General features: G+C 49.7%; 27 protein-coding genes. 23 read left to right on the top strand and 4 right to left on the bottom strand.

The features are described from left to right. The first annotated feature begins 26 nt into the window (after positions 1-26). From glmM to ACP26N_RS00990, 8 genes are all read left to right on the top strand, one after another. Positions 27-1382, top strand: coding sequence for a phosphoglucosamine mutase (glmM, locus tag ACP26N_RS00955; protein WP_131503192.1), 1356 nt, complete (start codon positions 27-29; stop codon positions 1380-1382). Positions 1383-2052: 670 nt separating this feature from the next. After that, positions 2053-3849: a glutamine--fructose-6-phosphate transaminase (isomerizing) gene (glmS, locus tag ACP26N_RS00960; RefSeq protein ID WP_426354449.1), complete on the top strand. Its 1797-nt coding sequence runs from the start codon at positions 2053-2055 to the stop codon at positions 3847-3849. A 91-nt stretch (positions 3850-3940) separates the two neighbouring features. After that, complete coding sequence (locus ACP26N_RS00965) at positions 3941-4531, top strand: hypothetical protein (RefSeq protein WP_426354451.1); 591 nt, start codon at positions 3941-3943, stop codon at positions 4529-4531. Positions 4532-4591: 60 nt separating this feature from the next. Next, positions 4592-5191 (top strand): short chain dehydrogenase, encoded by a 600-nt coding sequence (locus tag ACP26N_RS00970; RefSeq protein WP_426354453.1) that lies wholly within the window; start codon positions 4592-4594, stop codon positions 5189-5191. A gap of 372 nt (positions 5192-5563) precedes the next feature. Then, positions 5564-6124, top strand: a complete 561-nt coding sequence (locus ACP26N_RS00975) for an isochorismatase family protein (protein WP_426355376.1) — start codon at positions 5564-5566, stop codon at positions 6122-6124. Positions 6125-6137: 13 nt separating this feature from the next. Continuing rightward, positions 6138-6620: a GNAT family N-acetyltransferase gene (locus tag ACP26N_RS00980; protein WP_426354455.1), complete on the top strand. Its 483-nt coding sequence runs from the start codon at positions 6138-6140 to the stop codon at positions 6618-6620. Beyond that, on the top strand, positions 6617-7513 hold the full coding sequence (locus ACP26N_RS00985) for a phosphotransferase enzyme family protein (protein WP_426354456.1): 897 nt from the start codon (positions 6617-6619) through the stop codon (positions 7511-7513). Before ACP26N_RS00980 ends, ACP26N_RS00985 begins: the two co-directional genes overlap by 4 nt. Before the next feature lie 65 nt (positions 7514-7578). Continuing rightward, positions 7579-8571, top strand: a complete 993-nt coding sequence (locus tag ACP26N_RS00990) for an NAD(P)/FAD-dependent oxidoreductase (protein WP_426354457.1) — start codon at positions 7579-7581, stop codon at positions 8569-8571. Between the two features lie 48 nt (positions 8572-8619). On the opposite strand, the gene ACP26N_RS00995 is transcribed toward ACP26N_RS00990, so the two are convergent. After that, the gene (locus ACP26N_RS00995) at positions 8620-8973 is read right to left on the bottom strand and encodes a winged helix-turn-helix transcriptional regulator (protein WP_426354459.1); all 354 of its coding nucleotides are present in this window, start codon (positions 8971-8973) and stop codon (positions 8620-8622) included. Between the two features lie 125 nt (positions 8974-9098). On the opposite strand from ACP26N_RS00995, the gene ACP26N_RS01000 reads away from it, so the two are divergent. The 12 genes from ACP26N_RS01000 to ACP26N_RS01055 all read left to right on the top strand — a co-directional run bounded on the left by ACP26N_RS01000 (position 9099) and on the right by ACP26N_RS01055 (position 17844). Beyond that, the gene (locus ACP26N_RS01000; protein WP_426354461.1) at positions 9099-9956 is read left to right on the top strand and encodes an SDR family oxidoreductase; all 858 of its coding nucleotides are present in this window, start codon (positions 9099-9101) and stop codon (positions 9954-9956) included. A 73-nt stretch (positions 9957-10029) separates the two neighbouring features. After that, entirely contained in the window at positions 10030-10881 is an 852-nt protein-coding gene (locus tag ACP26N_RS01005) for a PPK2 family polyphosphate kinase (RefSeq protein ID WP_131503198.1), read from the top strand. A 149-nt stretch (positions 10882-11030) separates the two neighbouring features. Next, on the top strand, positions 11031-11369 hold the full coding sequence (locus ACP26N_RS01010; RefSeq protein ID WP_131973445.1) for a zinc ribbon domain-containing protein YjdM: 339 nt from the start codon (positions 11031-11033) through the stop codon (positions 11367-11369). Positions 11370-11508: 139 nt separating this feature from the next. Beyond that, positions 11509-11934 carry a DMT family transporter gene (locus tag ACP26N_RS01015; RefSeq protein ID WP_131973444.1) on the top strand — a complete coding sequence of 142 codons (426 nt, stop codon included), beginning with the start codon at positions 11509-11511 and terminating at the stop codon, positions 11932-11934. A gap of 12 nt (positions 11935-11946) precedes the next feature. Then, a complete protein-coding gene (locus ACP26N_RS01020; protein WP_188004993.1) occupies positions 11947-12615 on the top strand; it encodes a Crp/Fnr family transcriptional regulator in 669 nt (222 codons plus the stop codon). Between the two features lie 12 nt (positions 12616-12627). Beyond that, entirely contained in the window at positions 12628-13098 is a 471-nt protein-coding gene (locus tag ACP26N_RS01025) for a DMT family transporter (RefSeq protein WP_131503202.1), read from the top strand. A 3-nt stretch (positions 13099-13101) separates the two neighbouring features. Then, positions 13102-13803 carry a YjjG family noncanonical pyrimidine nucleotidase gene (locus tag ACP26N_RS01030; RefSeq protein WP_426354463.1) on the top strand — a complete coding sequence of 234 codons (702 nt, stop codon included), beginning with the start codon at positions 13102-13104 and terminating at the stop codon, positions 13801-13803. Then, positions 13800-14771, top strand: coding sequence for a Gfo/Idh/MocA family protein (locus tag ACP26N_RS01035; RefSeq protein WP_426354465.1), 972 nt, complete (start codon positions 13800-13802; stop codon positions 14769-14771). Before ACP26N_RS01030 ends, ACP26N_RS01035 begins: the two co-directional genes overlap by 4 nt. 109 nt (positions 14772-14880) lie before the next feature. Next, positions 14881-15321, top strand: coding sequence for a GNAT family N-acetyltransferase (locus ACP26N_RS01040; protein WP_131503204.1), 441 nt, complete (start codon positions 14881-14883; stop codon positions 15319-15321). Between the two features lie 104 nt (positions 15322-15425). Then, on the top strand, positions 15426-15965 hold the full coding sequence (locus ACP26N_RS01045) for a sigma-70 family RNA polymerase sigma factor (RefSeq protein WP_426354467.1): 540 nt from the start codon (positions 15426-15428) through the stop codon (positions 15963-15965). Beyond that, complete coding sequence (locus ACP26N_RS01050) at positions 15940-17301, top strand: DUF4179 domain-containing protein (RefSeq protein ID WP_426354468.1); 1362 nt, start codon at positions 15940-15942, stop codon at positions 17299-17301. Before ACP26N_RS01045 ends, ACP26N_RS01050 begins: the two co-directional genes overlap by 26 nt. 63 nt (positions 17302-17364) lie before the next feature. Next, a complete protein-coding gene (locus ACP26N_RS01055; protein WP_426354470.1) occupies positions 17365-17844 on the top strand; it encodes a GNAT family N-acetyltransferase in 480 nt (159 codons plus the stop codon). 115 nt (positions 17845-17959) lie between these two features. Here ACP26N_RS01055 and ACP26N_RS01060 read toward each other — a convergent pair whose 3' ends face one another. Continuing rightward, the gene (locus tag ACP26N_RS01060) at positions 17960-18562 is read right to left on the bottom strand and encodes a hypothetical protein (protein ID WP_426354472.1); all 603 of its coding nucleotides are present in this window, start codon (positions 18560-18562) and stop codon (positions 17960-17962) included. Positions 18563-18686: 124 nt separating this feature from the next. Between ACP26N_RS01060 and ACP26N_RS01065 the strand changes: the two genes are divergently transcribed. Beyond that, positions 18687-19739, top strand: a complete 1053-nt coding sequence (locus ACP26N_RS01065) for a YcjF family protein (protein ID WP_131503209.1) — start codon at positions 18687-18689, stop codon at positions 19737-19739. Between the two features lie 57 nt (positions 19740-19796). After that, positions 19797-20432, top strand: a complete 636-nt coding sequence (locus ACP26N_RS01070; RefSeq protein ID WP_131503210.1) for a peroxiredoxin-like family protein — start codon at positions 19797-19799, stop codon at positions 20430-20432. Here the strand turns inward: ACP26N_RS01070 and ACP26N_RS01075 are convergent. Continuing rightward, positions 20416-21453, bottom strand: a complete 1038-nt coding sequence (locus tag ACP26N_RS01075) for a glycosyltransferase family 4 protein (protein WP_426354474.1) — start codon at positions 21451-21453, stop codon at positions 20416-20418. The two genes, ACP26N_RS01070 and ACP26N_RS01075, sit on opposite strands and share 17 nt — an antisense overlap. 112 nt (positions 21454-21565) lie before the next feature. Continuing rightward, complete coding sequence (locus ACP26N_RS01080; RefSeq protein WP_165871675.1) at positions 21566-23092, bottom strand: methyl-accepting chemotaxis protein; 1527 nt, start codon at positions 23090-23092, stop codon at positions 21566-21568. Between the two features lie 205 nt (positions 23093-23297). Here ACP26N_RS01080 and ypfJ point away from each other — a divergent pair, with 205 nt between their 5' ends. Continuing rightward, positions 23298-24143, top strand: a complete 846-nt coding sequence (gene ypfJ / locus ACP26N_RS01085) for a KPN_02809 family neutral zinc metallopeptidase (RefSeq protein ID WP_012369084.1) — start codon at positions 23298-23300, stop codon at positions 24141-24143. Positions 24144-24151 lie beyond the last annotated feature (8 nt).

Here is a 24151-nt window from a genome sequence, read left to right on the forward strand (position 1 = left end):
AACTTTTTGAAATGAGGAAATAAAACATGGGTAAGTATTTTGGAACTGACGGCGTCCGCGGCGTCGCAAACGTAGAATTGACACCTGAATTGGCATATCGTCTTGGCCGTACAGGCGGTTATGTCTTAACGAAACACGAAAGTACACGTCCGAAAGTATTAATCGGCCGTGATACACGTGTCTCCGGACAAATGCTTGAGAATGCCTTGATTGCCGGACTCCTGTCAATCGGAGCGGAAGTCATGCGTCTTGGTGTCATCTCGACACCGGGTGTCGCGTACTTGACGAAAACAATGGATGCGACAGCGGGCGTCATGATTTCCGCGTCACACAACCCGGTCGAAGACAACGGAATCAAGTTCTTCGGTTCAGACGGCTTTAAGCTCGATGATGCGACAGAACTTGAAATCGAAGGGTTACTGGACGAAGCGGAAGATACGTTGCCGCGTCCGTCCGGCAAAGAACTCGGATTCGTCCACGATTACTATGAAGGTGCACAAAAGTACCTTCACATGTTACGCCAGACATCAGATGAAGATTTCTCAGGCATCCATGTCGCCATCGACGGTGCACACGGTGCAACCTCAAGCCTCGCACCACGACTGTTCGGTGACCTGGAAGCGGAAGTCTCGACAATCGGAACGACACCAAACGGTTTGAACATCAACGAAGGTGTCGGATCAACACACCCGGAACACCTCGCGGCATTCGTCCTTGAAAAGGGCGCACATGTCGGTCTGTCATTTGACGGTGACGGCGACCGCTTGATTGCAATCGATGAGAACGGCGAAATCGTCGACGGCGATAAAATCATGTTCATCTGCGGAAAATACCTCAATGAAATCGGCCGCTTGAAAGACAATACAATCGTTGCAACAGTCATGAGTAACCTCGGCTTCCATAAGACGGTCGCAGAACACGGCATGACAGCATTACAGACAGCAGTCGGTGATCGCTATGTCGTCGAAGAAATGCGTAAAAACAACTACACACTCGGCGGCGAGCAGTCGGGCCACATCATCTTCATGGATTATTCCACAACAGGAGACGGAATGCTTTCAGGCGTTCAACTTCTGCAAATCATGAAGGCGACAGGCAAAAAGTTGTCGGAACTTGCAGCCGAAATGCCGGTCTTCCCGCAACGTCTCGTCAACATCCGCGTGTCGGATAAAAACGGTGCGATGAACGGTCCGGCTGTTCAAGCAATCATTGCCGAAGTGGAAGCGGAAATGGCCGGCAACGGTCGGATCCTCGTCCGCGCGTCAGGGACAGAACCACTTGTCCGTGTCATGGCGGAAGCGCCGACGCAAGAAGCATGTGATATGTATGTAGAGCGGATTGCGAACGTTGTCCGTGAAAACTACGCGTTACAGGAAAACTGAGTGAACGGAAGGAGCAGATGAAAATCTGCTCCTTTTTTTATTGGTACGATTTTCAGGGAGAAGGTGACGAAGTGCTGTTTTCACGTGCTTTTCTCAGGCGGAACGCAAGCTAGCTGTCGTCTTTGACAACCGGGTCTTGCCTTCTCCTGACGGAAGCAGAGCTTCCTCTTCCTGTAGAAGTCGCATGAAAAATGCATTTCTATTGTCGTGTGATAACACAGCATCATCAAACAGACAAAAGACAAAAGACAAAAGACAAAAGACAAAAGACAAAAGACAAAAGACAAAAGATCAAAAAGTAAAGCAAAAAATAAAAAAAGAGTTTTTTACAAAATCTAGGTATTAGAGGTATCGTTTAGAAAAATATCGGGAATAGTTACAAATACGTTACCTTTCTTGCTTTTTCTAAATAAAGTTCGTATGATTGTAAAGTCGGACAGAAACGGGGTCGGACAGAAATGAAAGCGCCAGGGCTGACTATGTGATAGGCAGCTGACGAGGTGGGGGTTTATCGAATCATTCGGCGGATGCCTCCCGGTACCATGTCAGTACCGTAAACTCATCTGAAATCGTTTAAGTGATTAGACGGACAGGCAGATGCGTGATGACAACTCTCGACAAGAGCCGTTTCCTCTTCAGGGAAATACTTGTAAATGGGAGAGAATGTATTATGTGCGGTATCGTAGGTATGATTGGACAGGTTAACACAAAGGAAATTTTATTAAAGGGACTCGAAAAGCTCGAGTACCGCGGTTATGATTCGGCTGGTCTTGCGTTCGTCAACGACGGCGTTCAAGTCCATAAAGAAGTCGGCCGGATTGCTGCGCTACGAGAAGTCGTTCCTGCAGAAGCAGACGGTCTTGTCGGAATCGGTCACACACGTTGGGCGACACACGGTGTCCCGAGTGTACCGAATGCCCACCCGCACCAAAGTGCTTCATCACGTTTCACACTCGTGCATAACGGTGTCATCGAAAACGATGAGCAGTTAAAAGCAGAACTCAATGTTGATTTACTCAGCGACACAGATACAGAAGTCATCGTTCAGATGATTGAAAAGAACTTTGCTGAGACAAATGACGTCGTCGAAGCATTCCGTCAAACACTTCGTGTGCTTCACGGTTCATACGCACTTGCGTTGATCGATGCTGAAAACCCGGACGTCTTATATGTCGCTAAAAACAAATCACCGCTTCTCGTTGGTCTCGGTGACGGTACGTTCAACGTTGTCGCATCTGACGCAATGGCAATGCTTCAAGTAACGGATCAGTTCGTTGAGTTGCATGACGGCGAAATGATCATCTTGACGCGTGACAGTGTCACAATCCAGGACTTAGACGGAAACGTCAAAGAGCGTGAGGCGTATACAGCAGAAATCGATGCATCAGACATCGAAAAAGGCACGTACGCGCACTATATGCTCAAAGAAATGGACGAGCAGCCGGCAGTCATCCGGAACATCGTTCAGAAATACCAAAACGAGTCAGGCGAAATCACACTCGATCAATCGGTCCGTGATTTAGTCCTCGGACGTGACCGTGTCTACATCATCGGTTGCGGAACAAGCTACCATGCAGGATTGATCGGAAAACAATTGATCGAACAAATCGCGGGTATCCCGACAGAAGTGCACATCTCGTCTGAATTCGGCTACAACATGCCGCTTTTGACTGAGAAACCACTCTTCCTCTTCCTTTCACAATCAGGTGAAACAGCGGACAGCCGTGCGGTTCTCGTCGAAGCGAAAAAACTCGGTCACCCGGCACTGACAATCACGAACGTTGCAGGATCTACTCTGTCACGTGAAGCGAACGCAACACTCTTGTTGCATGCAGGTCCTGAAATCGCCGTAGCGTCAACAAAAGCGTATACAGCACAAATCGCTGTTCTCGCAGTCCTTGCGTTTGACCTTGCTCAAGCAAAAGGTGTCGAAGTTAACTTCGATCTCATGAAAGAACTCGGAAAAATCTCAAGCGCAATGGAGTCCGTCATGTCACAAAAAGAACGGTTCCAGGAAATCGCTTCAGAATACTTGTCTGAATCACGCAATGCGTTCTTCATCGGTCGTGGTCAAGATGCGTATGTCGGAATGGAAGGGGCTCTCAAGCTCAAAGAAATTTCGTACATCCAAGCAGAAGGTTATGCCGGCGGCGAATTGAAACACGGTCCAATCGCTTTGATCGAAGACAATACACCGGTCATCGCCCTCGTGACACAACCACACGTTCACCTCAACAACCGAGGCAACGTCAAGGAAGTCGTCGCACGTGGCGCGAACGCGTGTGTCATCGCAGCAGAAGGTCTCGAATTGCCGACGGATGCATTCGTCATCCCGGCAGTCGAGCCGCTCCTGTCACCACTCTTGTCTGTCTTACCGCTTCAGTTGATCTCGTACTATGCGGCACTTGGCCGTGATTGCGACGTCGACAAGCCACGTAACTTGGCAAAGTCAGTAACGGTTGAATAAATAAAACAGTTGATACCCTTTCAGATGTTCGAATCTGAGAGGGTATTTCTTTACATCCGATATTAAAGTTGAGCTAAGGGGAAGATGAATCGTGTTTAACCTCTGTCTACATCATAAGAAATCAATCTGGATTCAAGCCTTTCCAAAAGCCTGTACGAAAGACGTTCAGGCGGTCATCCGTCTTTTACCGCGCCGGTTTTTCAAACCGGTAACTTGGGGGACGATTGACGTCACGTTTTACGGGGAACCATTAACTCTCCCGTCCCGTCTCTATTTAGATGAAGTAACAGAAAAGAAAATCCAAAGACTGTCCGAAACCCAACGCTGGTTGCTGTACTGCATGTACACCCGTCATCACGATGGGTTCATCCGGGAAAAATATGTTCAACGACTAAAACAGGAACAGGCAAAAACCGATTGGGTACTGCTTTATTTAATTGAACTGACAGGCGAATACGTCCGTGAGATTCTCGAACGGATCGAACCGATGCTACAGACCTGGTCCGAAGAACAGCTGAGAACTTTTGCCGCAGCAAACGATCGTTATCTGCAACGAATTGAACGACGCATCATCAGCTATTGGGACCTGCATCAGCGGACAGTCTATCCCGTGTTATGGAATTCCGATTATGTCGGCTTCCGGCTTGCTCAGTTCTATCGCACATATCGTACTCATTCTTGAAAAAAACTGCTGATTTACGGTAGGCTGAACACATAGTTTAGATCAGAAGGGGATAAAGAAATGAGAATTTTAGTAGTCGGAGCGAGTGGAACAATCGGGCAAGCCGTCGTCTCGCAATTAGGGGAGCGGCATGAAATCATCCGGGCCGGACGGACAGGTGTGGATGTCCAAGTCGATATCACGTCGGAAGACAGTATTCGTTCAATGTATGAAACGGTCGGTCCGATTGATGCCGTCATCAGTGCAACCGGCGGAGCGCATTTCGGACCGTTGACGGATTTGACACCTGCATTAAACCAGATTGGAATCGACAGCAAACTGAAAGGGCAGGTTAATCTGGTGTTGCTTGGACTGGACGCAGTCCGCGACAGAGGCAGTTTCACGTTGACAACCGGTATCATGATGGACGATCCGATTCGGCAAGGCGCGTCCGCTGCTCTTGCGAACGGCGGGGTCAAAGCGTTTGTTCATGCCGCGGCGATTGAGATGCCACGGAGGATTCGAATCAACAGTGTCAGTCCAAACGTGTTGATTGAGTCACTCGAGAAGTATGGACCATTTTTCCGTGGTTTCGAAGCGGTTCCGGCATCGCGTGTCGCGACAGCATTTGAGAAAAGCATCGAAGGGTCACAGACCGGGCAAAACTACGAAGTCTATTGAATGAAACAAGACCGTTCACTTGAATCAAGTGGACGGTCTTGTTTTTCAGCTCATCAAAGATTGCAAATAAAAAATATTTATCAGGACCAGTGAAATCAAGAAGCAGATAAAGAGATTATTAAAAAAGACATGTCGTGTCATCTCACGGTTCATGATCATCTTGTCGAGAAATAGATTTACAGCCAAGACGATGGTGAAGGTTACAAAAAAGAGCGGCAACAATTCCATACATAACATCCTTTCCGTCGTCTTATTCAACGCATCAAGCCGATCAAAAGTTTCGTAAAGACTTGAAATTTCTTATGAAAAACAGGATTTTCCAGTAGGGAAGGGAAAGAAGAAAGTAAAGAAACCAAAAGGAGGTACATTCAGATTCGACAAGCGGTACTCGTCATCGATTTTCAACAGGATCTTGTCGAAGGGACACCCGAAGAGTCCGGTGTTTATGCGAAGGAATCTGTCATCGGAGTCATCAATCAAGTGGTGCAAGAAGCGCGCGATCATGATCATACGATTGTCTTCATCCGGGATCTTGATGTCGCGAATGGACAAGGAGCCGGCTTTGCGGTGCACTCCTCGATTCAGATTCCGGATCAGGCGGTCACGTTCGACAAAGCCGCAACCAATTCGTTTCATGGCACGCCATTGCTCAGTCATTTGAAAGAGCAACAGGTCGGACATGTCGTCATCCTCGGCTGTAAGACGGAGCACTGTATCGATACGGCTGTCCGCAGTGCAACCGTCAACGGATTTGATGTGACACTCGTTGCTGACGGACATACGACGAACGGTTCCGATGTCTTATCGGCAGAGCAGATGATTGCCCATCACAATCAAGTCTTGCACGGACACTACAATGTCGAACATTTTGCGGTTGTCCGTCCCTCGACGGAGAAGTTGTTTGAACCTATCCACGATCACTATAGAACGTAAAAGGAGCGACCTCATGATTGAACTACGAAAAATGGAAGAAACGGATTATCCCGCCTACGCGACACTCGTCACCGATGAGCGGGTCATGCGCTATATCACAGAACATCCCTTAATCGAAACAGAAGCCAAACGACGGTTCGCGTCGATCATCGAGCAACAGCGGCATGACCGTCTCGGATCATACCTCGTCTATCAGGACGGAACATGGATTGGCATCGGTCATGTCACGCGGGATACACGGCAACCGTTTGAAGCGGAACTCGGCTACATGTTATTGCCGGAACAGTGGGGTCACGGTTACGGATCATTGCTCGCCACACGGTTGCTCGAACTGGCAACGGAACACGAATTGACCGTCATCACGGCAACGATTGATCCGAATCATCTCGCGTCGCGAAAGATTTTGACGAATCTTGGATTTCACTCGACGTATGTTGGACCGATTGACGGGCTGCCTGGTGAAATTCTCGAAAAACGATTGGGGGAATCCTCATGACGCGGGAAGAGTGGATTCAATCGTTTGATCTCGACGTCGCGGATATCTTTTCCGTCACCGATTCATACAGTTCAGATGTCGACCGGTTAGTACTGAGCGACGGTCGGACCGTCTTTTTGAAACGGCCTTATACCGCTGACAAGTGGTATCGGGAACACGGATGGTTGACGTATTTAGCCGATCGTGTCGCCGTGCCGAAGATTCTTATGGAGGCGCGACCAACCAAACAGACGACGGGTGCATTTGTGCTCGAAGCACTTACCGGTTCGACGATTGAGACGGTCACATCGGCGCTCGCCTCGCAAATCGGACAATTGCATGCAAGACTCCACAACTGTACACGCGACGCGTACGGCGATTTTGAGGAGAACGGCTTCACTGCCTTTAGCTCACAGGACTGGCGTGTCTTCCGAAATGCGAAGATGACCTCATTCGAGCCGGCGATTCGTAAAGCCTTGTCACCCGTGTTGTATCAAGCTGCCTTTACGGAATTGAAGCGGCGTGAACGTGAGTTACCGGAGCCCTCTCGACCTGTCGCGGTCCACCTCGATTTCCGGCTCGGCAACCTGCTCGCGGACGATGGAAGACTGACCGGACTGATTGACTTTGAGACCTCACGTTTCGGGGCGACGGAAATTGATTTTACGAAACTTGACCGCGACGTGTTCCAGAGCGAATCCGGGTTACTTGACGCCTATCAACAAGGGTACGGACAAGTCAGGACACCGGAGCCGATTGAAGTCTACTTGCCGTATTATCGTCTGTTTGAAGCGCTGACGGGAATCGGTTGGTGTGTCCAGCGCGGACTGGAGCATCACCAACAGTTTTTCAATCACAACCATGCCCGTTTGTTGGTGGAACTGGAACGGACGAGCATATTCGAAGAACGTTAAAAGGCGTGGTTTGATAAGCGAACCGCTATACTTGTGGAAATGAAGCAAGTAGAGGGGGAAATTGGATGGAACAACAAAAACGGATTGGGATTATTGGTGGTGGGCTCGCCGGAATTTTTGCGGCACGTCAATTGGTGACGGAAGGTTATGCGGTCGAGGTCATCGAAAAAAGCCAAAGTGTCGGGGGACGGATGGCGACGAGACGGATCGACCAGGGAACAGCGGATCATGGGGCTGTCTTCTTTACGGTCCGGACGGACGAGTTGGCGCAGGAAGTCGACGAATGGCTGGAACAGGGACTAATCCGAAAATGGTTCGGGGATGACTTTCCCCGCTATATTGCGGTCAACGGGATGAATCAGCTCGTCCAATCGATTGCCCGTGGAATTCCGGTGCATCTAAATGAACAGGTCGAACGGATTGTGTCGGATGCACCCGTACTTCAAACCATCGCCTCTGAAGAAACACGGACGTATGATGCCATCCTGCTGACGGCACCGGTGCCACAAGCCTATGACTTACTGGAAGCATCTCCGTTGACGTTAGTTGAATCCGATCACGCCCGTCTCGGGAAAGTGACGTTTGAGCCGACGTTCGTCGGGTTGTTCGAGATTCAGGAAACACTCGAAATTGGTGAGGTCGGTCTACTTGACGAAGGTCTCGCAACCGGGATGTTGAAAATCGTCAACAATGCGCAAAAAGAAGTGTCGGCGACCCCGCTTCTGAGTGTCTATATGGCTGGGGACTGGAGTGAATCGTGGTATGACAAAGGGGAAGACGCGACGCTTGCGGAAATCGAACGGTTGTTGCAGGAGCAGCTCGGACCGGTCACGATTATCTCCCGCCAACTCAAACGTTGGCGGTATGCGCAGGCGCGCGACGTCTTCCGTACGCCTTATCTGAAGCTCGATCAACATCCGCTCTGGCTTGCGGGAGATGCCTTTCTCGATCCGAAAGATACGTCCGGACGGACACGGGTCGAGAGTGCTGTCATTTCCGGTCTGCGTGTTGCAGCGGCAATGGATGCGCACTTCAAAACGGTCGTAACAGAACAATAAGCCGTGAAAAAGGGTGATTTCCAACAACGGAAGTCGCCCTTTTTAGTATCACGATTCGAATTCGGGTGGAAAATGGCGGTTGCTCCAAGCCGCCATTTGATCGAGGATCGGCAGAAAACTGTGTCCGATATCCGTTAACGAGTATTCGACTTTCTGCGGGACTTCCCGATATACTTTTCGGTCGATCATGGAGTTGGCTTCAAGCTCCCGCAATTGGCGCGTCAAAATCCCTTTTGAAATCCCCGGCAACAGGTGTTCCAGTTCGTGAAACCGTTTTGTTCCGGTACTGAGATGCCAAAGCAGGACGATTTTCCACTTGCCGGCCATGATGGTCTGGGCTCGGGTAACGGGGCACGCCGTCCGTTGTGAAAGAGGGGAATCAGTTGTCGAAGCTGGATTCATCGGAAATTCCTCCTATAGTTCGGTTTGTATGACCTGGTATCGAAAAAGTGCCTACTCCTCACAGTGTACCACCTGTAATACAATTGGATACAGGTAGAAACTTATTAAAAAAGGAGCTTACGTCCATGAAATTACTTGTGACCGGTGCAACCGGAAAATTGGGAACTAAAATTGTCGAGCACATCTTAACGAAAATCGAAGCGGAGAATGTAATAATCAGCGTCCGCGATCCGAAAAAAGCATCGGATTTAGCATCGCGCGGTGTTGAAGTGCGTCATGGTGATTTTGATAAACCGGATACGCTGCAAGAAACTTTTGCGGGTGTCGACCGGATCTTGCTCATCTCGACCGACGGCGAAGAAACGACGCGGATCCGTCAACATACGGCAGCCGTCCGGGCAGCTGAAGCAGCCGGAGTCGGCTTGATTGCCTATACGAGTATCGCCAACGCGGAAGCCAGTCAAAATTTCCTGGCCCGGACGCATCAAGTGACGGAACAGTTAATTCGCGAAACAGGGATTCCGTTTTTGTTCTTCCGGAATAACTGGTATCTGGAAAACGAACAGTCGACGATTGATGCCGTTCGTGCCGGTCAGGATTGGTTGACGAGTGCCGGGGACGGCAAAGTCGGCTGGGCATTGCAGGAAGACTATGCGGAAGCAATCGCGACAGTGCTGGTCGATCCGAAACCGGAACAATCCATTTACGAACTGTCAGGTCCTCTGCACACGCAACAAGAGATTGCAGAAGCACTCGGACAGGTCCTCGGTCGTCCGGTGCAGGTGAAGCAAGTCGACAGCGTGACCTATACGGCAATCATGCAGCAAGCGGGAGTTCCAGAGTTTTTACTGCCGATGTTACAGGCGATTCAAGAAGGTATTGCGACCGGAACGCTGGCAGTTGAGAGTCAGGATTTTGAACATATCCTGGGCCGGCCACCGGTTTCACTCGAAGACGGCTTGCGGCAACTTGTCCAAAGATAAGTTCATCTGAACGTTTCTTCTTGAGGTACTTTGGGTAAATATTCCTTAAGTACTTAAAACGAGGGGGATTACTATGGACATAAAAAAATACCGTGTAACACCGGGCGAATCGATTCATTTGTCGGATTACCCGACGTCAGATGAAAACCGGATTGCAGAGGATGAGTTACTGGATCAGCACATCCCGAAAAGTGTCGAGGAACTAAAGGAACTCCACTGGCGTCTGCATGCCGAAGAGAAAAACGGCGTTCTTGTCATCCTGCAAGCGATTGATGCCGGCGGAAAAGATGAAGCCATCAGCTATATCTTCTCGAATCTCAACGCCCAAGGCCTGCGGACACTGTCCGTCAAAAAACCGTCAGATACGGAGAAAAAGCATGATTATCTCTGGCGGATTCACGAAGGCTTGCCGGAAAAAGGGGAAGTCGGTATCCTGAACCGCTCGTATTATGAAGAAGTCATCGCACCGCGGATCCATGATTTACTGGAAGAAGAGGAAGTCCCGGACGATCAGGATGTCTGGAAGATGCGTTACCGTCAAATCAATGATTTTGAACGTTATCTCGTCGAAAACGGCTTCCGCGTCGTCAAGTTTTTGTTTAATGTCTCAAAAGACGAGCAGAAAAAGCGCTTGCTCGAACGGATTAAAGATCCGAAGAAAAACTTTGAGTTTTCGTTCAGTGATGTCGAGGAACGGGAGCATTGGGATGAATATCAGGACATCTTTGCCGAGCTCGTCACGCATACGTCAACGGAGCACGCACCTTGGCATGTCTTACCGGCAGACGATGAATGGTTTACCCGTTACATCGTGACGGAGGTCATGAATGATGTTCTGCGTGAAATCGATCCGCAGTATCCGAAACTGACGGATGAGGATCAGGAAAAACTCGATGAAGCGATTAAAAAGCTGGAAAACGAATAAGAATAAGCGGCTGACAGAACTGTCAGTTCTCAAATGAAGGGGACAGATTTTACGATCTGTCTCCTTTATTGTGCTGAAAAATGGATTCCTTTTTAAACATCGCTGTTATAATCAAGTGGAAGAATCGATCAAGTACTGGAGGAATCAGCATGAATGAATACCCGAATTGTCCGAACTGCGGTTCAGCGTATACATATGAAGACGGGAATGTATTCGTGTGTCCGGAATGCGCCCATGAATGGACGGCGGATGACGCGGCAGCGGCAGAAGAATCCACTGTCATCCGGGATGCAAATGGGAATGTATTGAACGATGGTGATACAATTACGGTCATTAAAGACTTAAAAGTGAAGGGCACGTCGCTTGTCGTCAAACAAGGGACCCGTGTCAAAGGGATCCGTCTCGTCGACGGGGATCATGACATCGATTGCAAGATTGATGGACTCGGTGCGATGAAGTTGAAGTCGGAGTTCGTTAAGAAAATCTAAGCATGTACCGCCTGTCTGACGACGAGGCGGTTTTTTCATGGGAAAAGATATAAGTTTCCTTTCAGGACAAATGTCCTTTATCATTCAGGGAGGCTTCGTTTAAATGGAAGTATGAAAATCAAGAAGAGGAGGGACAACGATGCGTGGCATTCTTTTTGCAATCAGCGGCGGTTTTTTTCTGACCCTGCAAAGCGTCGCCAATGCCCGAATCAGCAACAGCATCGGCACATGGCAAGCAGCGACCCTGACGCAGATGACCGGTTTTGTCGTCGCGTTACTGATTACGTTGATCTTACGCGACCGGACGTTCCGGCAGATGAAAGACGTGAAAGTCCTGTATTTATCCGGCGGGACACTTGCAGCAGCGGTCTTATTCAGTAACATGACAGCTGTTCATTTGATGGGTGTGACGTTGACGATTTCGTTATTCCTGATTGCCCAGCTTGGTCTGGCGCTGGTGATCGATTGGAACGGCTGGTTCGGAATGATGAAACGGCGGTTGCAGTTGCCGCAAGTCATCGGCATTTTGATGATGATCGGCGGCGTGCTGATCTTGAAATGGTAAGGGGGCACTAACGTGGAACAAGCACAACTGGATGAATATTTGGACCGGTTTCAGTTGACGGACGTCTTTGCCGGCGGCTTGCGTGATCATTTACAACCGGTCGCCTTTCAGGCCGGCGACTGGCTGTGCCGTCAAGGCGACGCGGCGGATCGGATGTACTTGTTACTCGAGGGGAAACTGAAGATTACCCATATGTCGGCGACCGGAAAACGGCTTGTCTTATCGTTTAAGCATCCGTTTGATCTGGTCGGCGATATCGAATACGTCCGCCGGACCCCATTGATGAACACAGTCGAAGCGGTCACGCCGGTCAAAGCCGTCAGCATCTCCTATGCGGCACTCGAGCAAAAGGGTGCTGACAATCCGGCACTGCTCCGGTTTTTACTTGAGACGATTACGATGAAGTTTGAGCTGAAATCACACTCGATGAGCTTTAATCTGCTGTATCCGGTCGAGGTCCGGCTTGCCAGTTATCTCTTATCGATGACACCGGAAACACCGACGTTACCAGTCAGTGATTTGGTTGATGCGGCGGATTTAATCGGCACGAGTTATCGCCACCTGAACCGTGTCCTGCGGCAGTTCAGTCAGGACGGCTTGATTGAGCGGACGAACCGGATGATTACGATTATCGACCGGGCGGGTCTGACAGAACGGATCGGCGAAAGTATTTATGAGTGAGGAGGAAACAAGATGACACTTGGAATAGTTCTGGCTTTATTCGGCGGAATGATGGTCTGTATTCAGAATACGTTTAATGCCAAGGTCAAGGAACGGGTCGGGGCATGGGCGACGACGACGCTTGTCCTCGGACTCGGATTCCTGGCCTCGCTGACGATCGGACTGCTTGTTGAAGGCGGCGGTCTCTTTTCGACGAGCGGGATGGAACCGTGGTTTTGGTTCAGCGGCATCATCGGAGTCGGCGTTGTTTTGTGCGTAACGCAAGGGGTGCAGCAGCTTGGACCGAGTTATGCAATCTCAATCGTCATGGTTTCACAAATCCTGTTTGCCTTGCTGTGGGATACGCTCGGCTGGTTCGGTCTTGATCAAGTAGCGTTCACCTGGACGAAAGCTGTCGGCGTTGTTTTGATCGGCGGCGGTGTTTTATTGTTCCAACTCGGCGGCAAGTTAACCGAACGACGGATGTTACGAAAAGGAGCCTAATACATGAATTACACGACTTTATTATTTGATATCGATCATACCTTGCTTGATTTTGATGCGACGGAACGCTCTGCTTTACGACAATTGTTTGAAGACGAGCAGCTCGAGTGGACAGAAGAGCGGGAAGCCCGTTACCGGACAATCAACCGCTGCTTATGGCAGGCACTTGAACGGGGCGAGGTAACACGGCAGGAAGTGATCACGTCACGTTTTGTGGCGTTTTTTGCCGAGCAGGGCCGTACGGTCGACGGCAGTCGAATGGATACGCGCTACCGTGCGTACTTGAGTCAAGGGACGGAACTGATTGCAGGGGCAATCGAGTTGCTCGAATCACTCAAAGGCAAGTATCAGCTGTATGTCGTGACGAACGGTGTTGCGGCGACGCAACGGGATCGGCTCAAAGGATCCGGTTTGGCTCCTTATTTTGACGGAATTTTTGTCTCGGAAGAAACCGGTTATCAAAAACCGATGCCAGCCTTTTTTGATTACGTGTTTGAGCGGATGCCGGACACGACGCGCAATCAGGCGTTGATCATCGGCGACTCGTTGACGGCAGATATTCAGGGCGGCATCTTGGCAGGAATTGCGACATGTTGGTTTAATCCCGGTCATATCGCGGCATCGGCAGAACTGACGCCGACCTATACGATTGAGCGACTTGATCAGCTTGTGACCGTACTTGAAACAAAGGAGGAAGTCCGATGAGAGTAGCGTTGATCGGTGCCGGGTTCCATGCCCGGACGAACTTATTCCCGGCAATGAAGGAAGCCGATTTTGAGATTGTTGCGGTGACGACACGCCGTCTTGAAAGTGCTGAACGGGCGTTACGTGACATCGGCAGTACCGGCCGCGCCTATATAGACTACACGCAGATGCTTGCAGAGGAACAGATGGATGCAGTCCTCATTTGTCTTCAACCGGCGGATCAAGTCGAGGTCGTCCGGTCGTGTCTGGCAACAGGCTGTGCCGTCCACGTCGAAAAACCGCTCGGCTTATCGGTTGGACAGGCGGAAGAGCTGGCTGAACTCGTCACGGATCAGGTGACAAGCGTCGGCTTCATGAAACGGTATGCACCGGTTTATACGAAACTGAAGCAAGTGCTGGTCCAAAACACATACGGTGATCTTCGTTCGTTCGAATTACGGTTTGCATGTGATGCGTCCGGCTTCTGTCACGACCGAGCCGATTTTCTATCCCTCGCCGCGATTCATCAACTCGATTTGATCCGCTTCTTGGCGGGCGAGGTCGAGCAAATCACCGGTGTGTCGCTTGAAGCAGACGGTGAGTTGCACCTGCAGCTGTCACTTCGGATGACAAGCGGCGCAGTCGGACAGGTGACATTGATTAACTCTCCGCTCTATACAAGAGAAGTCGAGGAGCTGACGCTGCGCTTTGAACGGGCCGTGTGCCAAGTCGAGGAAATGGAGCATTTGATCATCGAGGAAAAACAAGCACCGACATCCTGGCAGGAGCTCGAAGAACGGCAGATGTATTACCGGTCCCCGATGTCGACGATGTCCGGTGGGATGAAAGATTTGTATTTGCGCGGATTCGTCGGCGAGATGAAACATTTTCAAGCAGCGGTTCAAGGCGATGTCGTATCCCACTCCGATTTTCGGGACAACGTCAAAACGATGCGATTGATTCAAGATATTCTCGATACCGTCCGATAATAAGTAAAAGATCACGAAAGGGGGCGATCATGGTGAACATGACGCAAACAAAACAGGAAACGGGGCGCGACGCGTAACCCGCTTTTCTTAAAAAAACGGGGGAATGGATATGCAGATTGAATTGCGCCCAGTCACGAACGAGAACTGGGAAGCCTGCTGTGCGCTTGAATTGACGGCGGAACAACAGGGATTTTTAGAACCGAACGTCTACTCGATTGCGCAGGCTGGTTTTGAGCCGACGCTCGTCATGCGGGCGATTTATGCAGCGGATGAGTTGGTCGGATTTTTGATGTACAATTCGGAACGGGAAGAACTGGACGGCTACTGGATTTACCGACTGATGGTCGACCAACGCCACCAAGGGGCAGGAGTCGGCCGGGAAGCGATGCGGTTGTTGCTCGGAGAGATGCAACAGCTTCCGGAAGCGACGTGCATCGTCGTCGGTTACCGTCCGGACAATCAAGCAGCACACCGTCTGTATGCACGACTCGGATTTATCGATCACGGTGACCGGTTCGGAAAAGAGATGGCAGTCCGGTACACGTTTTAAGGAGTAAGACCTTAGCCTCGCTAAGGTCTTTTTTGATGGAATGGATATTTCTTGAAACTTTTTGGACGACCGAGTGCTCTAATCAGTAAAAGGAGGGAACGGAATTGGACTTACGAACGGAGCACACGGAGCTTGTCCGGCGTGCCATCAAACAGGACGAGGAAGCATTTGAACAATTGATTCTTCTACATAGTGAACAGCTCTACCGGACGGCCTACGTCTATGTGGAAAACGAGCAGGATGCGCTCGACGTCGTCCAGGAAACGGTCTACAAAGCCTTCATTTCCATCGGACAGGTCAAAGAACCCAAATATTTCGTGACCTGGTTGACGAAAATTCTGATTCGGAACTGTTACCGTGTCCTGAACCAACAGACCGTGGTAGCGGATCTCATTGAACAGATTCCGGTGAAGGAATCTTCGCGGGAAGAACATCTGGACTTGATTGAAGCGTTGTCGCACCTGCGAAAAGAATACCGGGATGTTTTGGTACTCTTTTATTTTCACGATGTCCCGATGAAGGAGATTGCTTCTTTTATCGGCATCACCTTGAATACGGTCAAGACATATCTCAAACGGGGACGGGCAGAATTGAAGAAACAGTTGGGAGGACTTGATTATGTCGAAGCACGATCTTCAAAATGACTATAACCAGATTCCTGTACCGCAGGCCGCCTTACAGGAGCGGATTCGTCAAGGAATGGAGCAGGGAAAGCGGGAGCAGCAAATCAAACGGCCGAAACGTCTGCGACGCCTGGTTGTTTCGACGGGACTGGCGGCGTCACTGTTGATCACATCGACATTCGTCATCCCGTCCTTTGCGACGGCGATGGCAAAAGTTCCATTACTCGGTCAGATGTATCGACCGTTCCTCGAACAGGAAAACACCGGCACCGCCATTAGTCAGAAACAACTCGCAACGAAAATCGATCAAGTCGCAAGTGACAACGGAATCGACATCCAAGTCATCGATGCCTACTACGACGGGGCAACAATCGGCCTGAATTTGACGGCGACCGGCGTCCCGGATGTGAAGCCGGAAGCGCGGTCAGGATTATATGAACTGTTCAAAGGGGATAAACGGTTTGCCGGGACGGAGACCATGGAACTGGTTCAGTTCAAGCAGGTGAACGGTATTTGGCAAGGACTAATTGAATACACGCTCGGCGAAACCAAACTGCAAGATGCAATCAGGATTCCGATCGTGTTGACGGAGGTATTCGGCGTCAAAGGAAACTGGGCGTTTAACGTCCCGGTCAAACGGCTTCCGGCCGTCGAACAAGTCTACGGGACAACGATCAAAAATCCAATCTATCAAACGGAAGTCACATTGGATAAGTTGATTCAGGGCAAAGGGAGCACGTCGTTCGACTACACAACACGTTCACCGAAAAAAGAATGGGCCCGTGTCGAGATGACATTGCTTGATTCATCCGGCAAGGAAATCATTCACAACTGGACATGGTCGACTCAGTCCGTCAAGCGGACGAGAACCGAAACGGAAGCCATCGAGCAGTCGCGGTTAATCCTCGGGAACTATGTCATCCCAAAAGGGAACTATCTGTTGCAGCCTTCTTTACGTATTGATTTAGAGACACAACCGATTCCGTTAACCGAGCCGTTGCCGTACCGGCAACAGTCGGAAACGCATCCGCTCGAAATGATCATCACGTCAATTGAGACAACACCCGAGCAAGTCGTAGTCGAATTTTCGAGAAATTCCCGCTCATTACAAGTCTATGTGAAACCCGAAATCCGAGATTCCATGTATTTGTTGAAAGGAACAGAACCGCCGGACGGCCGGGAAATTAAACCTAAAGTCACCATTCTCGATGCGGATAAACAGACGTTCCGAGCGACGTTCCAGCTACCGGAACCATCCGAACACACGCGGGAAGAATATTATCTCGAAACCGGCTACAGCAATACCGTGATCAATACATCACTGGCCTTGCAACCGATCCCGTTTACAGTTAAATAAGAGGAAAACCAGACCGGACGTCGAACTCCAAACGGATATCGATTTAACAAGGAGTTGGAGATGATGAATTTACGAGTAATGACCGCAGCCGATTATCCCGAAGTTGGCCGGATTTACAAACAGGGGATAAAGACGCAAAATGCGACGTTTCGAACGGAAGTACCGTCGTTTGACTACTGGGACGCCCATCATCATATACACAGCCGGATTGTGGCGGAAGAAGACGGGAAGGTGCTCGGATGGGTCGCCATTAGTCCCTTTTCGTCGATCCCCGCCTATCAGGGAGTGGCGGAAGTCAGTCTTTATATTGACGAAGACGCTCGCGGCAAAGGCATCGGCACCGCATTGATGCATGCTGTCATTGAAGCGAGTGAAGCGGCGGGCATTTGGACGTTGCACTCACAAATCTTCCCGGAAAACGCTGCGAGTTTAAAGCTTCACCAACGGTTTGGTTTCCGGGAAGTCGGCCGGAGGGAACGGATCGGACAATTGGCGGGCGTCTGGCGGGATACGATTTTACTGGAGCGGAGAAGTCAGATTTAGAAAAAGAAGCATCTGAAAAGGGACGGCAGATTTTAATATCCGCTGTCCCTTTTTTATTTTAAGAAGTGGTTGACGTTAAGAGCGGCTTGTAAGCGAATCACCGATAAATGTTCATTTACTTGTGATTCGATAAGACGATCCCGAAAATCCGTTCACCCTTTTTAAGCGGCACATCAGCCGGACGGGTGACCTCGTTTAAATTAAAGCCGCGAATCCCGTTCTTTTTCGTCATGTGATAGACCATCAACAGATTATACGGGGTAGCGGCAGAAGGACCGGAGCGGAAATCAGCACCACGCACCATGTAATCATCAAGCTGTTTAAAAGTATGGTCCCCTTGGACTGTCGTGTCATCCACGTCGATGCCAAGGTGAATCTTATCGTCGGAGAAAGACTGGGCAAAGCGGACTTGTGTGTCATAGCTTTTGGGTTCGAGCTCGAGTGTAAAGAGAGACCGTTCTTTTTTATTCGGCAGGTATTCGACCCCTTTGAGCCAGTGTGTCTTCGTCAACTTTCCTTTTAACTGGACGCTGCCGATCTGTTGATTGCCAAGCGCCGCAAATTTTTCTTCGCCCTCGGTGATGGAGACGGGAGAAATCGTCAGACTCGATGTGTAGTCAGCCGATGCTGATTTTTTGGGAACGGATTCTTGTGCCTGTTCTTGATTACATCCGGTCAAGACAAGCGCCGCAAGTGGTATGTAAAGCCATTTCTTCATGAAAAACGCCTCATTTCATCTTTTTTTGGTAACATTATCCATAATTAATCGTATCGCTTTTGGGGGATGATTTCAATGGAGAACGGGAAAAGACCGACAGCAGGTATTTTCAGGAGGGATAAAGATGGATGATTTTTTTGGAGAAGGTCTTGAGACCAATGAGCAGAAACGAAAACGAAAACTGGAGGAAGTGTTTGACCAATCGTTTGAGTCGGAACGTCGCGACTTTAACCAGTCACTTGAACAGGAAGTGACCGTTGCGCTGATCGGGGACGTCAACGCGGGCAAGTCCTCGACATTGAATGCGATCCTTGGTCGGGAAGTCGCGACCGTCGGAGCAAAGCCGGGGGAGACGACACGCATTGATCAAATTCGGCAACATCCGGAAGACAAGGTCGTCTTCGTCGATACGCCGGGACTGAACGATGCAAACAGCCTGAACTCGGACACGACGTGGAAGTTTTATCAAAGTGCCGATGTTATTCTTTATTTCTTAAACGCCGCCGGGACCGTCTTATCGGAAACGGAGACCAAAAACTTCAAGAAGATTTATGCCCATAATAAAAATATCGTCATCGTCGTCACGAAAATCGATGCGACGAACGACCTCGCGACGATCCTGTCGCATATCGAGTCGAAGTTACCGGGACCAAAAGTCGTTCCGGTCTCAGCGATGGACGGGACGAACATTGACCGTCTGCGTCGTGAGGTGCTCGACATCCTAAAAAAGTTCAACAAGGATAATCTGTTTGTTCGCGAGATCGATCCGGCGTTGCGGGGGAAAATCGCGAACAACTGGATTGTCGGAGCCGGAACGGCCGCCGGGGCAATTGGAGCGGTACCATTTCCGGGAGCTGACATCATTCCGTTGACATCGATTCAAATCGGACTGATGCTGAAACTGTCGAATTTGTACGAACGGAATCTGTCGAAGGAAAGTGCGAAGGAGTTGCTGGTCGTGACGATTGTCGGGAACTCCGGCAAAACAGCGTTCCGCCAACTGGCGAAGATGGTTCCGGGATACGGAGCGGTCATCGGAGCCGGTGTCGCTTCAACGGCAACACTCGCACTCGGATACGGGACGAAATATGCTTATGAGAACAAATTGGAACTGACACCGGAAAGTCTGATGGGCTTTCTTAAGAAATTCCGCAAGAAGCCGGACGGAGCAAAATGACGGACAGATTATGAAGTCCCTGCTATGCTGTAAGACAAACATAAGGAGGGACACGTCATGTCTACATTGCTTGAAGAAATAAAAGCGTATCAAGAACAGTTTCGTCAAAAGGCACCGCAGGAAAAACAACGGTTGATGGCACAAGCGACAAACGAGTTAGCCGCATCAGACGGCGCCAAAGGATTGACCGTCGGAGACGAAGCACCCCGTTTTACGTTACCGAACGCATCTGGTCAATCCGTGTCTCTTGAAAAACTGTTGCAGGACGGTCCCGTCATCGTGACGTTTTACCGCGGCGGTTGGTGCCCGTACTGTAATCTGGAACTTCGGGCTTACCAACGGGAATTGGGAAAAATTGAGGCAAAAGGAGCGACGCTTGTGGCGATCAGTCCGGAAACACCGGATCACTCGCTCTCGACGCAGGAAAAAAACGACCTGGCATTTCCCGTGTTGAGTGATGTCGATAACGTCGTCGCCCGTCAGTTCGACCTTGTGTTCGATATGCCCGACTATTTAATTGACGTGTACAAGGCATCCGGTCTTGACGTTGCCGGCCATAACGGTAACGAGGACTGGCAGTTACCGAAACCGGCGACGTTCATCATTCAGCCGTCCGGACAGATTACTTTTGCGGACGTACCGGACGACTATACGAAACGGACGGACCCTTTGGCTGTCATCGATCTGCTGTAACATCAGATGTGTTGGTACGCAACCAGTCACGAAAAGTCGGTTCAAGATCATGGAGATGTTTTGTGGTCGAGAATTGCTGCGCGGCATAGCGCAACATATGATAGGTGGTCTCGTCGAGCATACAGGAGCGCATTTCTGCCGCCAAAGCACCGGGATGATTGGCTTTAGCCAAATAACCGGTCATGCCATACTGGACAGCGTCACACAGACCGGGGGTGTCATAGACAATCGCCGGTGTGCCGACGCGTGCTGCTTCATAGACAATCATTCCCCAGTTATCTTCATGGGATGGAACGAGTAAGGCTGTGGCTCGGCTGATATGACGGTTGCGCTCGACAGGTTCGATATCGCCGAGGTAGTGAATGCTTTGTTGTATGGCTGCTGGAATCGACGCATCGAATCGGATCGGACAATGTCCGATAATCCAGAGTTGAACCGCTTGAAATTCTTGTTTCGAGGCGATGAAGGCTTGGCAGACATCAAATAATTCTTTTGATTGAGAGGGACGGCTGACGTAAACAAACGTCGGTCGTTTTTCTTTTTCGAGCCAAGTCGACTCAGGGGAAAGCAAATCGAGTCCTTCCGGAAGACGAACTACTTGATGGTACCCTTGTTTGGTTAACGTCGTCAGGACGGACGGATGGAAAACAAGACATGGATCAGAAAATGACGATTTTGCCTGACAAGTCGGCATATTGACAAGGATTCGGGCAGATGGGATTGTGCTGCGTCGGCACATAAATTCAAGGAATGGAACATTGAACAGGAGAATCAACGCAATGGGATGGGACTTGATATAGTGCAAGGCATGCCAAGAGAAGCTGAGCGCATTACCACGCCGGATGTACGTTACACCGTCGATTGATTCGATGTCACGTCCGCCAAAAAATGCCGGAGCCAAGCATGTCACGTTGTATTCATCCGTGATTCGTTTAAAAAGTTCGTGTAAGAGGTGATGTGAAAAGTTAGCGTCAGGATGCTGAATATCAGATGAAGTCAGAAACAGTAAAGATTTACGCATATGACTCGTCTCCTTTACTGAATTTCTTTTGTATGTCTATTCGAGACGGGGGTAAAGAACTCCTCGGAAGAATCAAAAAAAGTTCCTGCCGATTAAGGGAGGAACTTTTAGTTTAGCGGTCCACATGTTGAGTTAATTCATCAACAAGCTGCTCAAGGGAAACGGTCATTGTACTGAGCGATTCCGTCATCGTTTCAAATTCATGCTGGACGGTCGTTTGTTGTTCGAGTGAAACGGCAGTCGATTCGATACCGTGGCGGACTTCGAGGGAAGCGGTTCGCGTCGTCTCCATCCGCTGTTCGATGTCAAGCATCTGGACACCGACCCCGTGACGGGCGGTTTGAATGGAGCTGATACTTTGTTCGACTTCCTGTACGAGTTGCGTGATATCAGAAAATGTCTGACGGACACGGCTCGTCATTTCCTGATTTTCAGCCAGTGTTTTCGTATAACCGGCGGCGGTCGTTTTGATTTGATCGGTATCGGCAATCAGGGCCTGCAGGACTTCCGTTACTTCGTTTGCATAGCTGCGGGACTGAACAGCGAGATGCCCGACTTCCGTTGCAACGACGGCAAACCCCCGTCCGGCATCCCCGGCACGTGCCGCTTCGATCGCAGCGTTTAATGCCAATAGATTCGTCTGGCCGGCAATGGCTTCCAGACTGGCGAGGATTTTTTGAATCTTATCCGACCGGCTGGCCATTGCCGTGACGGAAGTGTGCAGACCGTTCGTTGATTCGACCATCTCTTCGACGCGGCGGTCCATCAGGTTCATCTCCTCGTTTCCAGTCAACGCGCGTTTCGTCATATGTTCCGTCGTCGTGACGGTTTGTGCCATTTTCGATTGGATCGATGCGATGGACGTATTGACCTGATGCAACTGATCCGTTCCTTGTTGCATCGATTGATGCTGACCGTCAGCGGACTGAACAATCGGTGCAATCGCTGTCGCGATCTGGTTCGTTGCTTCGACGGACTGGACAGCTGCCTGTTGTAAGTGTTTCGTATTCGTTTTTAAATTACCGACAAGTGCTTCGATTTGGTGACTGACATTCGTAATCAGCGTCGTGGCTTCCGTTTCTCGTTTCAAGGAGACGGATCGTTCCTGATTTTGTACGGCAATCTGGATAATCAGAGCCACACTCGTCAAAATCAAGAAAACGGCATGAATCATCAGAATGCTGAACGGATAACCGGTCGTTCCGCAAATCAGGGACGGGGCAAAAAAGAAGCCGGCGAAATGTTGCAAGGCGAAAAGGATGGTGCTGACGAGAATCAAGTTAATCCGGCGGAAATAAGCAATCAACGCCAGGACCATGAAAATTGAAAAATGATACTCGACCAGTCCATTGCCGCCGGCGACGATCGACATACTGGAAAACGTCAGTGTCAACGTCAAGAGAAGCGCAACGATTATACTGTCTGGTCGAATCCGGTAGAGAACGGCAGAAGCAATCCAACAGACAAACGGTAACAAAGCAATCCAGGCAAGTGTCGTGGGTGAAGCGGCTGTTACGTTTCCCCGGATGAGTTGATAACCTTCCGCAAAGTCGGTGAACCGGTGTAAACCATGGACAATGAACGATAAAGTGACGACAAGAAAACTGATCCAAAGCATAAGTTGATTCCGACGTTTCATAAAATAAAATTCCCCCATTTTCTAATAGAAAGTGAAACAAATCACGAGTAAACATGTTAAACGTATACGACTATCGGTCGGGAAAATAAGATTGTTTAGCTTCAAGATACTTAAAACAAAATTAAATTTTAAAATAGAAATTCATGCCTAAACAGACAAGATATGGGGTATAGAAGGGCATTGAGACTTGTAGGAGGAACCGTGTATGAAATGGAAGGGCAGAGAAAGAAGTTCGAACGTCGAAGATCGACGGGGCATGGGTGGAAAAGGAGTCGCCGGGATCGGAGGCGGACTCGGGATCATCATTTTAATCGTCGTCACGTTGATGGGCGGGAATCCGGCCGACATCCTCGGAGGATTGTCCGATTCACAAGGCGACAGTCAAGGCGAGTACCAGGAAACGGCCAAAGAAAAAGAAGCGGCTGATTTTGTATCCGTTGTCTTAGCGGATACGGAAAAAGTCTGGACAAAGGAATTTAAACAGGACGGTATGACATATAAAGAACCGACGCTCGTTTTATATACCGATCAGGTCAGTTCAGCGTGTGGACAAGCTGGAAAGTCAGTCGGACCGTTTTATTGTCCGGGGGATCAGAAATTATACATTGATCTAAGTTTTTATGATGAGTTACAAAATAAATACGGGGCACCGGGAGACTTCGCGATGGCGTATGTCATTGCCCACGAAGTTGGGCACCATGTTCAGACGTTGCTTGGGACATCAGACGAAATCATGCCGCTTCGTCAAAAGATGAGCGAAGAGAAGTTCAACAAATACCTGGTCCGCTTTGAATTGCAGGCGGATTACTATGCGGGTGTCTGGGCCAACCATGCACAAGGACAAAATCTGCTTGAAGAAGGCGATTTGGAAGAGGCACTTGGAGCGGCGAATGCTGTCGGAGATGATACATTGCAGAAAAAAGGGCAAGGATATGTCGTACCGGAAAGCTTTACACACGGTACATCGGCTCAACGCGAACGATGGTTCCAAAAAGGATTTGATAACGGAACGATTGAAGGCGGCGATACCTTCAAAGCGAAGAATTTATAAGCATAATC

The sequence above is a fragment of the Exiguobacterium sp. R-39 genome (genome assembly GCF_049942815.1).
GTDB lineage: Bacteria > Bacillota > Bacilli > Exiguobacteriales > Exiguobacteriaceae > Exiguobacterium_A.

Bases quoted from the DNA above. Each gene is read 5' to 3' on its own strand.
- ACP26N_RS01040 (WP_131503204.1), top strand. From the start codon at position 14,881: ATGCAGATTGAATTGCGCCCAGTCACGAACGAGAACTGGGAAGCCTGC.
- ACP26N_RS01055 (WP_426354470.1), top strand. From the start codon at position 17,365: ATGAATTTACGAGTAATGACCGCAGCCGATTATCCCGAAGTTGGCCGG.
- ACP26N_RS01065 (WP_131503209.1), top strand. From the start codon at position 18,687: ATGGATGATTTTTTTGGAGAAGGTCTTGAGACCAATGAGCAGAAACGA.
- ypfJ (WP_012369084.1), top strand. From the start codon at position 23,298: ATGAAATGGAAGGGCAGAGAAAGAAGTTCGAACGTCGAAGATCGACGG.
- glmS (WP_426354449.1), top strand. From the start codon at position 2,053: ATGTGCGGTATCGTAGGTATGATTGGACAGGTTAACACAAAGGAAATT.
- ACP26N_RS01030 (WP_426354463.1), top strand. From the start codon at position 13,102: ATGAATTACACGACTTTATTATTTGATATCGATCATACCTTGCTTGAT.
- ACP26N_RS01050 (WP_426354468.1), top strand. From the start codon at position 15,940: ATGTCGAAGCACGATCTTCAAAATGACTATAACCAGATTCCTGTACCG.
- ACP26N_RS00995 (WP_426354459.1), bottom strand. From the start codon at position 8,973: ATGAATCCAGCTTCGACAACTGATTCCCCTCTTTCACAACGGACGGCG.
- ACP26N_RS01005 (WP_131503198.1), top strand. From the start codon at position 10,030: ATGGACATAAAAAAATACCGTGTAACACCGGGCGAATCGATTCATTTG.
- ACP26N_RS01070 (WP_131503210.1), top strand. From the start codon at position 19,797: ATGTCTACATTGCTTGAAGAAATAAAAGCGTATCAAGAACAGTTTCGT.
- ACP26N_RS01035 (WP_426354465.1), top strand. From the start codon at position 13,800: ATGAGAGTAGCGTTGATCGGTGCCGGGTTCCATGCCCGGACGAACTTA.
- ACP26N_RS01080 (WP_165871675.1), bottom strand. From the start codon at position 23,092: ATGAAACGTCGGAATCAACTTATGCTTTGGATCAGTTTTCTTGTCGTC.
- glmM (WP_131503192.1), top strand. From the start codon at position 27: ATGGGTAAGTATTTTGGAACTGACGGCGTCCGCGGCGTCGCAAACGTA.
- ACP26N_RS01000 (WP_426354461.1), top strand. From the start codon at position 9,099: ATGAAATTACTTGTGACCGGTGCAACCGGAAAATTGGGAACTAAAATT.
- ACP26N_RS00980 (WP_426354455.1), top strand. From the start codon at position 6,138: ATGATTGAACTACGAAAAATGGAAGAAACGGATTATCCCGCCTACGCG.
- ACP26N_RS00990 (WP_426354457.1), top strand. From the start codon at position 7,579: ATGGAACAACAAAAACGGATTGGGATTATTGGTGGTGGGCTCGCCGGA.
- ACP26N_RS00985 (WP_426354456.1), top strand. From the start codon at position 6,617: ATGACGCGGGAAGAGTGGATTCAATCGTTTGATCTCGACGTCGCGGAT.
- ACP26N_RS01010 (WP_131973445.1), top strand. From the start codon at position 11,031: ATGAATGAATACCCGAATTGTCCGAACTGCGGTTCAGCGTATACATAT.
- ACP26N_RS00970 (WP_426354453.1), top strand. From the start codon at position 4,592: ATGAGAATTTTAGTAGTCGGAGCGAGTGGAACAATCGGGCAAGCCGTC.
- ACP26N_RS01075 (WP_426354474.1), bottom strand. From the start codon at position 21,453: ATGCGTAAATCTTTACTGTTTCTGACTTCATCTGATATTCAGCATCCT.
- ACP26N_RS01060 (WP_426354472.1), bottom strand. From the start codon at position 18,562: ATGAAGAAATGGCTTTACATACCACTTGCGGCGCTTGTCTTGACCGGA.
- ACP26N_RS01025 (WP_131503202.1), top strand. From the start codon at position 12,628: ATGACACTTGGAATAGTTCTGGCTTTATTCGGCGGAATGATGGTCTGT.
- ACP26N_RS01015 (WP_131973444.1), top strand. From the start codon at position 11,509: ATGCGTGGCATTCTTTTTGCAATCAGCGGCGGTTTTTTTCTGACCCTG.